The sequence below is a fragment of the Ruminococcus sp. AF37-20 genome, from assembly GCF_003460465.1.
In the GTDB taxonomy this organism is placed as follows: domain Bacteria; phylum Bacillota; class Clostridia; order Oscillospirales; family Ruminococcaceae; genus Hominimerdicola; species Hominimerdicola aceti.
Map to the genome: position 1 here is coordinate 192,399 of NZ_QTVE01000002.1, position 14,543 is coordinate 206,941.

Sequence of the window (14,543 nt, forward strand, 5' to 3'; positions counted from 1 at the left end):
ATCAAGAGGTTTTCGGCATTTCATAAAAATTTCACATAGATTTTAAGTGATTTTTCAGTTAGTATTTACTAATCGGCTAGATGCTTGCCAATTCCTGCTGTGAGATAAGTGCGAATCCTGCTTCACTCAAAGCTTCCAGAGCGGCTGTAACGTTCTCCACTCTAAGGATAAGATAAGCCGTGTTTTCCTTAGTGTTTATAAATGCAGAATACATATACTCAACGCTGATGTTGTCATTGTAGAGAGCTTTCATTGCTTCTGAAAGTCCGCCCGGGCGGTCATTTATCTCCACTGCAAGCACCTGAGTGGTGGTAACGGAAAAGCCCTCTGTTTTCAAGGCTGAAACTGCTTTTTCAAAATCGTCAACGATAAGTCTGAGAATACCGAAATCCTTTGTGTCAGCAAGGGACATTGCACGGATATTCACATCATTATCCCCAAGTATTTTTGTAACGGCAGACAATCTGCCAGGTCTGTTTTCAATAAAAACCGAAAGCTGTTTTACTGTCATAAAATTACCCCCTGTCTTTTAGACAAGCTTTCTCTTGTCGATAACTCTTACTGCCTTGCCCTCAGAACGTGGAATGCTCTTTGGCTCAACAAGTCTTATCTTCGCCTTGATGCCAAGGATATTATGGATATCGCTGGATATCTTCTTTTCAAGATCCTCGATAGACTTGACAGTATCAGAGAACATATCGTCATTAAGCTCGACTCTTATCTCGAAAGTATCAGAATTGTTCACCCTGTCAACGACTATCTGATAGTTAGGGCTTGCCTTTGATATCTTAAGAAGCACTGACTCTATCTGCGACGGGAACACGTTTACACCCTTAATGATGAGCATATCGTCGCTTCTGCCCATTGGCTTGCACATTTTGACGAGAGTTCTGCCACATGAGCATTTCTCTCTTGTAAGAATACAAATATCTCTTGTTCTGTATCTCAGCAGAGGGAAAGCTCCCTTTGTGATACTTGTGAATACAAGCTCGCCCTTTGAGCCTTCAGGAAGCACCTCTCCTGTGTCAGGGTCGATTATCTCTGCGATAAAGTTGTCCTCATTGATGTGCATACCGGACTGTGCTTCGCACTCGAAAGCTACGCCGGGACCGCTTGTTTCTGTCAGACCATAGATATCGTAAGCCTTGATACCAAGAAGATCCTCTATTTCGTGACGCATTTCATCCGTCCAAGGCTCAGCACCGAAGATACCAGCTTTGAGTGTAAGCTCCTCTGGCTTTATGCCCATTTCCTTTACAGTTTCACCAATATATGCGGCATATGACGGAGTACAGCACAGGATAGTAGAACCGAGATCCTGCATGAACTGTATCTGTCTTTCTGTGTTTCCCGATGACATTGGCAGAGTAAGACAGCCCACCTTATGAGAACCGCCGTTAAGACCTGCTCCCCCTGTAAAAAGTCCATAGCCATATGCAATGTGGCAAACATCGTCTTTTGTTCCGCCTGCGGCAACTATAGCTCTTGCACAGCAATTTTCCCAAATGTCTATATCATGCTGAGTGTAGAAAGCCACAACTCTCTTGCCTGTGGTTCCGCTTGTGGAATGTATTCTGACGCACTCTGAAAGCGGCTTTGCAAGCAGACCGTAAGGATAAGCCTCACGCAGATCAGCCTTTGAAATGAACGGCAGCTTGTGCAGGTCCTCAATGCCGTGGATATCATCAGGCGTTACGCCCTTTTCTTCCATAAGCTTCTTGTAGTATGGCACATTGTCCCAGACGTGCTTGACCTGCTTGACAAGTCTTTCGCTCTGGAGCTTTTTCATGTCCTCGTGCGCCATGCACTCGATCTCTTCGTTCCAATATTTTCCCATTGGAACACACCTCCTGTTAAAATGGTTTCGGTCATATTACTCGGGTATCAACTTTGCACAAGTATCATACGCCGTACATTTCTTCAAGCATCTTAATGCCTGTTTTCGTTTTGAACACCTTGTCACGGAAGCTTTTTATGCTCTCTTTGGAAAGGCTGTCCTCGAAAGCGTTCACAAGGAAATCTGCTTCCAAGAGTATCTGCCAGTCAAGCCCCTGGGCGCCCTCATAGGTGTGATGATGTGCGATAAGAAAGCACACCCTGTCTATGATATCCTCGTCAAAGTCAAGCTCTGTGAGCATTTTCCGTGCAGGCTCAGGACCTAACTGTTCCTGAAGCTTTCCGCCGCAGTGACCCTTGCCATATCTCTCCTCCGCAGGCTTTATGCCTATATCATGCACCACCGACGCAACGTCAAGACAGTACATAGTGCGGATATCAAGCCCCTCTGTCCTGCCGATAACACGGGCAAAGGTATGCACCTTTATAAAGTGCTGTATACGCTTAGGGTCGCCGCCGAAAAACTCGGTCATTTTTATGATAAGACCGCTTATCTCGTCCATTATTTTACCTCTCTGCCGAGAGCGAACGCCTTTTTATTCAATTCAAGAAACTTTGCAGGAACACAGTTTTCAAGAGCCTTCTGCCAAACGTCCTCGTCAAAAGCCATTTTAGTTGACACAACGCCCATGAGAACAACGTTTGAAGCCTTTGCAGTACCAGCCTGCTCTGCAAGTGCCAGTGCGTCAACAGCGATAACGTCAACGCCCTCTGCTTTAAGCTTGCCTATGATATCCTCAGGATAAACAGCCGCACCTGTGATAACAGGCATTGGGTCTATCTGCTGAGTTGAAGTGATGATATGTCCGCCCTTCTTGAGATATGAAACATATCTTGCGGCTTCAAGCTGTTCAAAGCTGATGATGATATCAGCTTCGCCTTTTTCAACTACAGGCGAGCATACCTCGCTGCCGTACTTAACGTATGTAACAACAGAGCCGCCACGCTGGCTCATTCCGTGTACCTCGCTGACCTTAACATCAAAGCCCTGTGAGAGAAGCACGTTTCCTATTATTCTTGACGCAAGCAGAGAGCCCTGTCCGCCTACGCCCACTATCATAATTGATCTTGTTTTCATTATTTACACCTCGAAATATATGTTATCATTAATCGCATATCGCACCCAGCTTACACATTTCCTTGCATATGCCGCAGCCTACGCACTGTGTATGGTCGATAACGCACTTGCCGTCATGGATAGATATAGCAGGACAGCCTATCTTCAGGCACTGCTTACAGCCAACGCACTTATCATTGTTTACCTTGAGCGGTGGATTGTGCTTTACATATTTAAGAAGTGCGCATGGACGTCTTGAAATAATAACGCTTGGTTCTTCCTTGGCAAGCTCTTCCTTGATAACAGCTTCTGTTTCAGCCATGTGATATGGGTCAACGACTCTTACGCTCTTGATACCAAGTGAATGGCAGAGCATTTCAAGGTCAACGGCATAAGCAGGGTCGCCCTTAAGGTTTTTACCGGTTGTAGGGTTCTGCTGATGACCCGTCATACCTGTGATAGAGTTATCGAGAATGATAACAGTTGAATTTGTGGAGTTATATGCAACGTTCACAAGACCTGTCATACCGCTGTGCATGAATGTAGAGTCGCCGATAACGGCAACAGACTTCTTCTCTGCCTCTGCGCCTATTGCTTTGTTGAAGCCGTGAAGTCCGCTGATAGAAGCACCCATGCAGATAGTTGAATCCATAGCACAAAGCGGAGCTGTTGCGCCGAGAGTGTAACAGCCGATATCGCCTGATACCATAACGCCTAGCTTATGCAGGCAATAGAACAGACCTCTGTGAGGACATCCCGGACACATAACAGGAGGTCTTACAGGCACGTTATCCTCAAATGTGATATACTCTGGCTTCTCGCCAAGTATCTTTTCGGCAACGATAGTCTGTGATATCTCGCCCATAAGGCTGAAAAGCTCCTTGCCGATAACGTTCACGCCGTTCTTTTTGCAGTGTGTTTCGATAACATCGTCAAGCTCCTCGATAACATAGACCTTTTCGCACTTTGCAGCAAAGTCCTTTATTATCTGAATTGGCATTGGGTTTACGATACCGAGCTTAAGATATGAAGCCTTGTCGCCCAGAGCCTCTTTAGCATACTGATATGAGATACCGCTTGTGATAACGCCTATCTTTGTATCGTTCATCTCTACCTTGTTGAGCGGTGAATTTTCAGCATAATCAGCAATAGCTTTCATTCTTGCTTCAACAACAGGGTGACGGCGGATAGCGTTACCAGGCATCATAACATACTTCTGGATATTCTTTTCATATGGGATATTCTCCCTTTCCTCTCTCTCGCAAAGCTCAACGGCTGACTGAGAGTGAGAAACTCTTGTGGAAAGTCTTACGATAACAGGAACATCGAACTTTTCAGAAAGCTCGAAAGCAGCCTTAGCAAACTCCTTGCATTCCCCTGAATCGGAAGGCTCTATCATCATTGTCTTAGAAGCGATAGCGTGGTGACGTGAATCCTGCTCGTTCTGTGACGAGTGCATACCAGGGTCATCGGCGACAGCTATTACCATACCTGCCGTTACGCCTGTGTAGCCTGCTGTGTAAAGAGGGTCAGCGGCAACGTTAAGACCAACGTGCTTCATTCCGCAGAAGCTTCTTGCACCGCCTATAGAAGCGCCAAGAGCCACTTCCATTGCCACCTTTTCATTAGGCGCCCACTCAGCATATACCTCGTCATATTTTGCAACAGCTTCTGTTATCTCAGTTGACGGAGTGCCGGGGTAAGATGATACCACCTTACAGCCTGCCTCATACAGACCTCTTGCAAACGCCTCGTTTCCAAGCATTAGTTTTTTCATACAATAAATCTTTCCTTTCACTGCACCGACCATTTTTTCGTGGTCGGTAAAAATAAACAATAATTAAAATAGACACAAATAATTATACCACAAATTTCACCAAAATGCAACAGCTTTTTTGATTTAAAGCACCAATAGAGTGTTATAAAAAGTTTGCTTACGGCAATTTTGTCAGTTTGCATAAAATATCAAGGGAGCTTCTGTGCAAAAATTTATGCCAGCTTACACGTTTTGAGCAACAAAAAATAAATTGCCGCCATGCGATACCATAATTTCTCATTTTTCACTCCTCACTCCTCATTCCTCATTCCTCATTCTCACCTCCTCACTTGTTAAAAAAATTGTACTTGAAAAAAGAGCATAAATGTTGTATAATAACAAAGTATACTTATATTTACGTTCGGAGGATATACATAATGAAAAAATACACACTTGACGAGGTCTACACTGCCGATATGACAGCGTTTCAGAGAGAAAGATATAACAGAGTTGCAGATGAATTTGAAAAGCTTTTCGGTGAAAAGCCAACTGCTTTCTTCTCAGCTCCGGGCAGAACTGAGGTAGGCGGCAACCACACCGACCACAACTTCGGCTGTGTCCTTGCGGCAGGCGTTTCACTTGACGTTATTGCTGCTGTCGCTCCTGACACCGAAGAGAACGTTATTACCATACAGTCTGAGGGCTTCCCAATGGACACTGTAAACGTTGATGATGACACTATCTACGAGGAGCAGAAAAACACATCTGCGGCACTTATAAGAGGTATGTCCGCAGGCTTTAAGAAGAATGGTCACAATGTCGGGGGCTTCAAGGCTTATGCTACTTCAAACGTGCTAAAAGGCTCTGGACTTTCTTCATCTGCGGCTTATGAAGTGCTTATCGGCACTATCCTCAATGGTCTTTACAACGAGGGCGAGGTATCTGCTGTGGAAATAGCTCAGATAGCTCAGTTTGCGGAAAATGTATATTTTGGCAAGCCGTCAGGTCTTATGGACCAAATGGCTTCATCAGTAGGCGGATTTATCACTATCGACTTTGCTGACGAAAAGCACCCTGTTATCGACTCTGTAAAGTTCGATTTCACAAAAAGCGGTCACGCACTGTGTATCGTTGACACAAAGGGCAACCATGCCGACCTCACCCCTGAGTATGCGGCTATCCCTGCGGAAATGAAGTCTGTTGCGGCTTTCTTCGGCAAAAAGGTGCTGAGAGAGATCACAAAGGAACAGCTTCTTGAAAACATCTGTGCTGTTAGAGAAAAGTGCAGTGACAGAGCTGTGCTTAGAGCGCTCCACTTCTTTGACGATAACGAGAGAGTTGGCAAGGAAGCTTCCGCACTTTCAGAGGGCGACTTTGACGCTTTCCTGAGCCTTATCAATGAATCAGGCGATTCATCATTCAAATATCTTCAGAACATCTATGCTTCTTCTGCCCCAAACGAGCAGGGTCTTTCACTTGCTCTGTATCTTGCAAAGCAGGCTCTTGGCGGTGAGGGTGCTTGCAGAGTTCACGGCGGTGGCTTTGCAGGAACTATCCAAGCGTTCGTACCTGAAAAGAAGCTTGAAGCTTTCAAGGCTGAAATGGAGAGAGTATTCGGTGAAGGCTCATGCTATGTGCTGTCCATAAGACCTGTTGGCGGCGTGCAGATCGACCTTTAATATAGGAGTTGTCATGAAAAATCCATTTGCAGGCTTGAAGAAAAAGCAGGTGAAGTTGCAGTTTTCCACCTGCGGAGAGATAATGATAGACGGACTTCCCTTTGCTTTCGGAGTGGAGAGTGCAGGGAAAGCGTCAGACAAAGGGCTTTGCGTTTCGATATCCGGTGAAGCTGTCAATGACGGACGTGTTACCTTTTCAAACCTTGAATACTACGAAAAACATGGCGGAAGGATAACCCTTGTGAAGCATGGCTTTTCACTTGTCACCAAAAAGGACGGCAAGAAAATTTATCAGGCGAAGTTTACCAAAATACCTATCACCGAAAAGGACACCTCAGTGCTTTTCAGAAAGCTCACCGAGGAAGAGGTCGTCCAACGGCTCAACTGTGAGATAGCTTTTAAGGTGACCCCTCATTTCAGCGGTGAGGACACACCCGAAGTCATGCTCACAGTTTATCCTTATGAAAATATGCTTACAGGGTCGGCTGTGCAGTGGCTAAAGGTCACGTCTGACAAGGACTATTTTCTGCACAAATATTCTAATAAATAACAGGAGAGTTTATCCCATATGAGAATGAGAAGAAAGAAAAATCTTGAGGCACGTCTTGAAGCCTGCGGAGATTATATTTTATATCTTGACCGTGACGAGAAGAATTTTCAGGACAAATCAAACAAACAGCTTATTGACTTTGAGAAGATCTTCGGAAACAGCAATCCCCTTGTGCTGGAGATAGGCTGTGGAAAGGGTCAGTTTGCAAGAGAGATAGCAAAGAGAAATCCTGACAAGAATTTCCTTGCAGTAGAAAAAAGCAGTAACGTTATAGTTGACGCCGCACAAATGGCTATAGACGAGGGCATACCGAACCTGAGATTTGCAAGGGGCGAGGCTGAATATCTGGATTGCTTTATCCCTGAAAAGTCAGTGGAGTGTATCTACCTTAACTTTAGCTGTCCGTATCCTAAAAATACATATGCACGTCATAGGCTCACATACCGAGCTTTTCTTGAAATATACAGACGTATTCTTGTGGACAAAGGCGAGATATACCAAAAGACCGACAATATGCACTTCTTTGAGTTCTCCTTGGAGGAGTTCTCTGCGGCAAATTACGGACTTAAAAACATTTCTCTCGACCTTCACAACAGCGGCTTCGAGGGCAATATCGTAACGGAATATGAGAAGAAATTCTCAGACATGGGTATGCCTATCTACAGATTGGAGGCGTTCGTAAAATAATGAGCGAGCATATAAATCCAATTGTCAGCGAGGAAGATATGGGTGCTGACGGCAAGCTTCGCAAATGGTCAACAGGTAGAAAAGCCAAGTGGATAATTTGGATAGTCATAATCTTAGCAGCAGCACTCGGCTTCTGGCATCAGCACTATATGCGCTCCGACAGCCAGATAAAAGCCGTTTTCAATGACAATAAGGCTAACTTTCAGACCACTGCGGAGTTTATGATAGAAAGCATTTCATGCGAAAAGCCGACACTACCAAAGGGCAAATGCTCCATTAAATCGCTCACTGAAAACAATGCCTGCAAGTCTGTGAAGAAAAAGCTTGAGGAGCTGGAGCGCAGAAATATCACATATATCGACTGTGACGGCTTGACAGTGAAATTCTATACCATTTACGATCACTACTATATTTACCGCTCACCCCTAAGTTCATCAGGGGGCGAGGATAACCTCGGTGACGGGTGGTCTTATGTAAAAACAAGTAAAAGTTAACAACAAAGAAACAACCCTAGTCCAATAACGAGTAGAGAGATAAAAAGAACGACCTGCATTGCAAGTCGTTCTCTTTTTATGCAATAATATTTATCTGCAAATTAGTTGTTGATGAGCTTCTCGTCATCATTGTTCCAGCTGTAGAGCTTTCTGATCTCCTTACCAACCTTCTCAGAAGGATGCTCAGCATGGAGCTTTCTCATAGCCTTGAAGTGTACCTGTGAACCAGCGTCGCTCATATCAAGGAGGAAGTCCTTAGCGAATGTACCGTCCTGAATGTCAGAAAGAACCTTCTTCATAGCCTTCTTAGTGTCCTCAGTAACGATCTTTGGACCTGTGATGTAGTCGCCGTACTCAGCTGTGTTAGAGATAGAATATCTCATGCCCTCAAAACCTGACTGATAGATAAGGTCAACGATGAGCTTCATCTCATGGATACACTCAAAGTATGCGTTTCTTGGGTCATAACCGGCTTCGCAAAGTGTTTCAAAACCAGCCTGCATAAGTGCGCAAACACCACCGCAGAGAACAGCCTGCTCACCGAAGAGGTCTGTCTCTGTTTCTGTTCTGAATGTTGTTTCAAGAACACCTGCTCTTGCTCCGCCGATACCAAGTGCATATGCAAGTCCGATATCCTGTGCGTTGCCTGTTGCGTCCTGCTCAACTGCGATAAGGCAAGGTGTACCCTTACCAGCCTGATACTCAGAACGTACTGTGTGACCAGGAGCCTTAGGTGCGATCATGATAACATTGACATTCTTTGGTGGTACGATGCAGCCAAAGTGAATGTTAAAGCCGTGTGCGAATGCAAGAGTCTTACCCTCTGTGAGGTATGGCTCGATAGATTTCTTATAAAGTGCAGCCTGCTTCTCATCAGGAATAAGGATCATGATGATGTCAGATGTCTTTGCAGCTTCCTCAGTTGTCATAACTGTAAGACCCTGCTGCTCAGCCTTTGCCCAGCTCTTAGAACCTTCGTAAAGACCTACTACTACGTCAACGCCGCTCTCCTTAAGGTTGAGTGCATGAGCGTGACCCTGTGAACCGTAACCGATAATGGCAACTCTCTTACCCTTGAGTACGTTAATGTCGCAATCCTGCTGATAGAATATTCTTGCCTGTGCCATTGTTAATTCCTCCAAATTCAGAAATTTAAGATTTATTTTATGTAGCCTTTCGGCTATATAATCAAAGTTTATTTGCCTGCGTTGAATGTATCAGAGCCTTTCTCTATTGCAATAGTGCCTGTTCTTACCATTTCGATTATTCCGTAAGGTGCTATGACCTCCTCAAATCTGCAAAGGTGAGCGTAAGTGTCGCAAAGTTCCAACGTCATCGTCGTAAGCGTTATATCCATGACCTTAGCCCCTGTGATATCCGCAATAGTCATTATCTCACTGCGTCTGTTTGCGACCGCAGACACCTTGACTATCATAAGCTCTCTTGCGAGATACTCATTAGCCTCAAAAGTCTTTACCTTGATGACCTCTATAAGCTTATTGAGCTGTTTCTCGATCTGCTCAACTGTATGCTCGTCACCGTCAGCAACTATCGTTATTCTTGAAACGTCAGGGTCATGAGTCGGACCTACTGCAAGGCTCTCGATATTGAACCCACGTCTTGAAAACAGTCCGGAAATTCTTGATAGAACACCGCTGTGGTTTTCTACAAGAACTGAGATCGTATGTTTCATAAATCAACCTCCATAAGGAAACCTTTCCTTAATATTTTATTATATCAGTTTATTATTAAGATTTCTTGAACGCAAACGCTATATACTGTAAACGCTACAGATAGTTAAAATATTGGCCTTATAATGTTGGCATATCCTTATCCACAACGACTTCAACAAGGCATATACCCTTATGTTCAGCAAGCATTTCGACGCCCTTTTCCATAGTATCATCGTCATAAACTCTCATTGCAGGTATGCCATAAGCTTCTGCAAGCTTGATAAAGTCAGGAGAGCCGTCAAGAAAAACTGCTGTCTGTCTGTCATGATAGCCGTTTGTCTGAAGCTCTCTTACCATGCCAAGGCGGTTGTTTGTCATTACTACCACCTTTATATCAACGCCGAACTGAACGGCTGTTGCAAGCTCCATGAACGACATCTGAAAAGCTCCGTCACCGCATATAGCAACTGTTGCCCTGCTGTTGTCAGCCATTTTTGCACCTATTGCCGCAGGCACAGAATAGCCCATCGTACCCATGCCGCCTGAGGTAAGAAGTCTGCCCTCTTTGCAGAATTTATACTCAGTGCAGGTCCATATCTGATTTTGTCCAACGTCTGCCACTACAGTAACGTTGGCAGGCATTTTCTTTGCCAGCCTGTCGATAAACACCCTCGGATTGACAGTACCCTTTGCAGGCTCAACATACTTTCTTTCGCCCCCAAGGGTCTTGATGTGAGCTATCCACTCATCGTGCTTCATAGGCTTTGCAAGCTCCGTCATTTGCTGTAAAACAAGCTTTGCGTCGCCAACGAGAGGCAGGTCCGCACCGATATTCTTGCCTATCTCCGCAGGGTCGATATCTATATGTATTATCTTAGTAGTTTTCTCCAGAGCCAAAGGTGTTTTAACGGCTCTGTCGCCAACTCTTGCGCCCACAAGGAACAGCACGTCGCACTCGTTCACAGCGGCGTTTGCCATTTTAACACCGTGAGTTCCTATCATGCCGCAGAAAAGCTGGTCGTCATCAGGGAAAACAGAAATGCCCATCATAGTTGTGATAACAGGTATCTGCATAAGGTCGGCAAGCTCTCTTATCTCATTCTCAGCGTGAGCGGCAAAAACACCTCCGCCAATACAGATAAGTGGCTTCTCAGCCTCTTCCAACGCCGCCATTACACGCCTTACCTGAACGTAGTTGCCCTTTGTGGTAGGCTTATAGCTTCTTATCTCGCACTTTTCAGGATACTCAAAGTCGATAACAGACTTCTGAACGTCCATAGGAATATCTATAAGCACAGGACCCGGTCTGCCGGTGCCTGCAATATAGAAAGCTTCCTTGAAAACTCTTGCAGTGTCCTCAGGGTCTTTGAGAAGATAGCTGTGCTTAACGAACGGCTCAGCAGAGCCTGTAATGTCAGCCTCCTGAAAAACGTCAGAGCCTATCTGGTCGGTATTCACCTGACCTGTTATGCACACGATAGGTATAGAATCCGCATAAGCGGTAGCAATAGCAGTAATAAGATTAGTTGCACCCGGACCTGATGTAGCGATACAGACCGCAGGCTTACCTGAAATTCGTGCATAGCCGTTAGCCGCATGACCGCCGTTAGCTTCCTGTCTCACAAGCACCTGCCTGATGTCGTTTTCAGCATCCAGCAAAGCGTCATAGAAAGGACAGATAGCAGCTCCGGGATAGCCAAAGACGACTTTTACGTTCTCAGCTTTCAAACATTCAACCATAGCCTGACTTACAGTCATCTTCATAATAAAGTCGCCTCCATAAAAAATTTTATGTATAAATTATCATATAAAGTGATAAAACATACAAAGCTGTGATTTATTATACCATATTTATAAGATTTCGTCAAGTATCGTTAGCATACGAAGGAATATTTATGCTTAAAAAAATTTCGCAAAAAAATTTGAAAAAGGGGTTGACAAGACAGATGAACTGTGCTATAATAATTAAGTCGCTGAGAGAGAACGACACAAAAACAAATAACTAATGTGGACAGGTGTCCGAGTGGTTTAAGGAGCTGGTCTTGAAAACCAGTGATACGGCAACGTACCGTGGGTTCGAATCCCACCCTGTCCGCCACATTTTTTATATATACAGGTTTGCGGATTTACCCAAGTGGTGAAGGGGCTCCCCTGCTAAGGGAGTAGGTCTGGAAACGGGCGCGAGAGTTCAAATCTCTCAATCCGCGCCAGCAAAAGTATATGCTTTTGCTTGTATCCGCTTTACATTATGTAGAGCGGATTTTTTATTGCATAAATACTAAAATGCTGCAGAGAAGCTTTTGTCCTCTGTGGTATTTTTTTGCACAAAAAAGCTGCCGTACCAAAAGGCACAGCAGCTTTTATACTATATAATAGTATCAGAGTTATTGATTATTCCTTTGGACCTGCAGATACAAGAGCCTTACCTGCTGGGTTGCCCTCATACTTAGCAAAGTTCTTAACAAATCTGCTTGCAAGATCCTTAGCCTTTGTCTCCCACTCGGAAGCGTCAGCATATGTGTCACGAGGATCGAGAATTGCAGGATCAACGCCTGGAAGCTCTGTTGGAACTTCAAAGTCAAAGTGTGGTATCTTCTTTGTAGGTGCGTTGAGAATATCGCCGTTAAGGATAGCGTCGATAATTCCACGAGTATCCTTGATAGAGATTCTCTTGCCTGTGCCGTTCCAACCTGTGTTTACCAGGTATGCCTTAGCACCGCTCTTCTCCATCTTCTTAACAAGCTCTTCAGCATACTTTGTTGGGTGAAGCTCAAGGAAAGCCTGACCGAAGCAAGCTGAGAATGTTGGTGTAGGCTCAGTGATTCCACGCTCTGTACCTGCAAGCTTTGCAGTAAAGCCAGAGAGGAAGTAATACTGTGTCTGCTCTGGTGTGAGGATAGATACTGGAGGCAGTACGCCAAATGCGTCTGCTGAAAGGAAGATAACGTTCTTTGCAGCAGGTGCAGAAGAAATAGGTCTTACAATGTTCTTGATGTGGTCGATAGGATAAGATACACGAGTGTTCTCTGTAACGCTCTTATCAGCAAAGTCGATCTTGCCGTTCTCGTCAAGAGTTACGTTCTCAAGAAGAGCATCTCTTCTGATAGCGTTGTAGATATCAGGCTCAGATTCCTTATCAAGGTTGATTACCTTAGCATAGCAGCCGCCCTCGAAGTTGAATACTCCGTTGTCGTCCCAGCCGTGCTCGTCGTCACCGATAAGAAGTCTCTTAGGGTCTGTAGAAAGTGTTGTCTTACCTGTACCGGACAGACCAAAGAAGATAGCTGTGTTCTCACCGTTCTTATCTGTGTTAGCTGAGCAGTGCATTGAAGCCATGCCCTTGAGTGGAAGGAAGTAGTTCATCATTGAGAACATACCCTTCTTCATCTCTCCGCCGTACCAAGTGTTGATGATTACCTGCTCACGGCTTGTGATGTTGAACATAACTGCTGTCTCAGAGTTAAGACCAAGCTCCTTATAGTTCTCTACCTTAGCCTTTGAAGCGTTGTATACAACGAAGTCAGGCTCAAAGTTCTCAAGCTCCTCAGCAGTTGGCTTGATGAACATATTTGTTACAAAGTGAGCCTGCCAAGCAACCTCAACGATGAAACGGATAGCCATTCTTGTATCCTTGTTAGCGCCGCAGAATGCGTCAACTACGAAAAGTCTCTTATTTGAAAGTTCCTTGATAGCGAGTTCCTTAACAGACTTCCAAGCCTCCTGAGAAGCTGGGTGGTTGTCGTTCTTGTACTCGTCAGAAGTCCACCAAACAGTGTCCTTAGAATTTTCGTCCATAACGATGAACTTATCTTTAGGTGAACGGCCTGTATAAACGCCTGTCATAACGTTTACTGCGCCAAGCTCACTTTCCTGACCCTTTTCATAGCCTTCGAGTGTTGGCTTTGTTTCTTCCTCGAACAGCTGCTCGTAAGAAGGGTTGTAAACAACTTCTGTAGTTCCGGTGATACCGTACTTGCTCAAATCGATCTTTGACATGTTGCAATAACTCCTTTTCAAAAAAATATCGTTAATAGGCGCTATAATGAAACAGCACACGCTGAAGCATTCATTTTCTTTCCTTATTATAAAGCATAAGCTATACAGAAATTCATCTGACAATTGAAAACACACTGTCAGCATTTCATGCTGTGCTCCTATTACAGCAATATAATTATACCACATATTTTTCTGAATTGCAAGGGTAAACGCAGATTTTGTGAGCTGATTTTTTACATTTCGTTTAAATCTATGATGATTTTTTATGAATAAATGTAATTTCATGGTATAAAATAGATAATAAAAGATATTGACTATTGTCAAGGGTTAGCTCAGGCTTATGCAGACCGTTTTGCATTATCGATATAAAATAATTGCATTTTTATACTTCTTTGCAAAAAAACGCCCCAAATTATGCAGGCAAATCCCGCTTCCCTGCAAACAGAAAAAAGGCAGTCCACAAGGAACTGCCCTTCTCCGAAATATCAACAATAGGGGAGATCTTATTTACTTTTTCTTCTTAGCCATGACCACAGCCGCACCGCTCAGAAGTGCAAGAGCAAATGCTCCGCCTGCAACGCCGGTCGATGGGTTTGTGTTTGAAGCGTTTGAAGCTGCCTTTGAGCTGCTGTCTGACTTGCTGTCAGTTGCCTTGCTGTCAGTTGCCTTGTTGTCAGAAGATGAGCTGTCGGAAGCAGAACTGCTCGTATCTGACGAAGCATCAGAACTGCTTACGCTGTCAGGCTGTGAAGAAG

Annotated in this window: 14 protein-coding genes and 2 tRNA genes; 6 read left to right on the plus strand and 10 right to left on the minus strand. The window is 44.5% G+C overall.

Annotation, left to right across the window (positions count from 1 at the left end):
• Window positions 1–76: 76 nt before the first annotated feature.
• The 5 genes from DW015_RS02075 to iorA form a co-directional block, all read right to left on the minus strand.
• The gene (locus tag DW015_RS02075; RefSeq protein WP_022287478.1) at window positions 77–511 is read right to left on the minus strand and encodes an ACT domain-containing protein; all 435 of its coding nucleotides are present in this window, start codon (window positions 509–511) and stop codon (window positions 77–79) included.
• A gap of 18 nt (window positions 512–529) precedes the next feature.
• A complete protein-coding gene (locus DW015_RS02080) occupies window positions 530–1,837 on the minus strand; it encodes a phenylacetate--CoA ligase (protein ID WP_117903839.1) in 1,308 nt (435 codons plus the stop codon).
• Window positions 1,838–1,901: 64 nt separating this feature from the next.
• A complete protein-coding gene (locus tag DW015_RS02085; RefSeq protein WP_117903841.1) occupies window positions 1,902–2,399 on the minus strand; it encodes an HD domain-containing protein in 498 nt (165 codons plus the stop codon).
• Entirely contained in the window at window positions 2,399–2,974 is a 576-nt protein-coding gene (locus tag DW015_RS02090; RefSeq protein ID WP_022287481.1) for an indolepyruvate oxidoreductase subunit beta, read from the minus strand. The genes DW015_RS02085 and DW015_RS02090 overlap by 1 nt, the downstream gene beginning before the upstream one ends.
• A gap of 28 nt (window positions 2,975–3,002) precedes the next feature.
• The gene (gene iorA, locus DW015_RS02095; protein ID WP_117903843.1) at window positions 3,003–4,730 is read right to left on the minus strand and encodes an indolepyruvate ferredoxin oxidoreductase subunit alpha; all 1,728 of its coding nucleotides are present in this window, start codon (window positions 4,728–4,730) and stop codon (window positions 3,003–3,005) included.
• Window positions 4,731–5,146: 416 nt separating this feature from the next.
• Here iorA and DW015_RS02100 point away from each other — a divergent pair, with 416 nt between their 5' ends.
• The 4 genes from DW015_RS02100 to DW015_RS02115 are packed head-to-tail and all read left to right on the plus strand — an operon-like array spanning window position 5,147 to window position 8,119.
• On the plus strand, window positions 5,147–6,388 hold the full coding sequence (locus DW015_RS02100; protein ID WP_181979813.1) for a galactokinase family protein: 1,242 nt from the start codon (window positions 5,147–5,149) through the stop codon (window positions 6,386–6,388).
• A gap of 13 nt (window positions 6,389–6,401) precedes the next feature.
• The gene (locus DW015_RS02105) at window positions 6,402–6,938 is read left to right on the plus strand and encodes a hypothetical protein (RefSeq protein WP_117903844.1); all 537 of its coding nucleotides are present in this window, start codon (window positions 6,402–6,404) and stop codon (window positions 6,936–6,938) included.
• Between the two features lie 18 nt (window positions 6,939–6,956).
• Window positions 6,957–7,625: a tRNA (guanosine(46)-N7)-methyltransferase TrmB gene (gene trmB / locus DW015_RS02110; protein WP_041337508.1), complete on the plus strand. Its 669-nt coding sequence runs from the start codon at window positions 6,957–6,959 to the stop codon at window positions 7,623–7,625.
• Window positions 7,625–8,119 (plus strand): hypothetical protein, encoded by a 495-nt coding sequence (locus tag DW015_RS02115; RefSeq protein ID WP_117903846.1) that lies wholly within the window; start codon window positions 7,625–7,627, stop codon window positions 8,117–8,119. Before trmB ends, DW015_RS02115 begins: the two co-directional genes overlap by 1 nt.
• A gap of 101 nt (window positions 8,120–8,220) precedes the next feature.
• Here the strand turns inward: DW015_RS02115 and ilvC are convergent, their stop codons facing one another.
• From ilvC to ilvB, 3 genes are all read right to left on the minus strand, one after another.
• Window positions 8,221–9,246, minus strand: coding sequence for a ketol-acid reductoisomerase (ilvC, locus tag DW015_RS02120; protein ID WP_041337504.1), 1,026 nt, complete (start codon window positions 9,244–9,246; stop codon window positions 8,221–8,223).
• Between the two features lie 68 nt (window positions 9,247–9,314).
• The gene (ilvN, locus tag DW015_RS02125; protein WP_022287490.1) at window positions 9,315–9,812 is read right to left on the minus strand and encodes an acetolactate synthase small subunit; all 498 of its coding nucleotides are present in this window, start codon (window positions 9,810–9,812) and stop codon (window positions 9,315–9,317) included.
• A 118-nt stretch (window positions 9,813–9,930) separates the two neighbouring features.
• Window positions 9,931–11,556: a biosynthetic-type acetolactate synthase large subunit gene (gene ilvB, locus DW015_RS02130; protein WP_117903848.1), complete on the minus strand. Its 1,626-nt coding sequence runs from the start codon at window positions 11,554–11,556 to the stop codon at window positions 9,931–9,933.
• A 245-nt stretch (window positions 11,557–11,801) separates the two neighbouring features.
• Between ilvB and DW015_RS02135 the strand changes: the two genes are divergently transcribed.
• Window positions 11,802–11,890 (plus strand) — tRNA-Ser (locus DW015_RS02135).
• Between the two features lie 22 nt (window positions 11,891–11,912).
• Window positions 11,913–12,002 (plus strand) — tRNA-Ser (locus DW015_RS02140).
• Between the two features lie 181 nt (window positions 12,003–12,183).
• Here the strand turns inward: DW015_RS02140 and pckA are convergent.
• Window positions 12,184–13,788 carry a phosphoenolpyruvate carboxykinase (ATP) gene (gene pckA / locus DW015_RS02145; protein ID WP_117903849.1) on the minus strand — a complete coding sequence of 535 codons (1,605 nt, stop codon included), beginning with the start codon at window positions 13,786–13,788 and terminating at the stop codon, window positions 12,184–12,186.
• A 507-nt stretch (window positions 13,789–14,295) separates the two neighbouring features.
• Window positions 14,296–14,543 (minus strand): NPXTG-anchored protein (locus DW015_RS13280; RefSeq protein WP_147338129.1); only part of this gene is annotated, 248 nt, incomplete at its 5' end.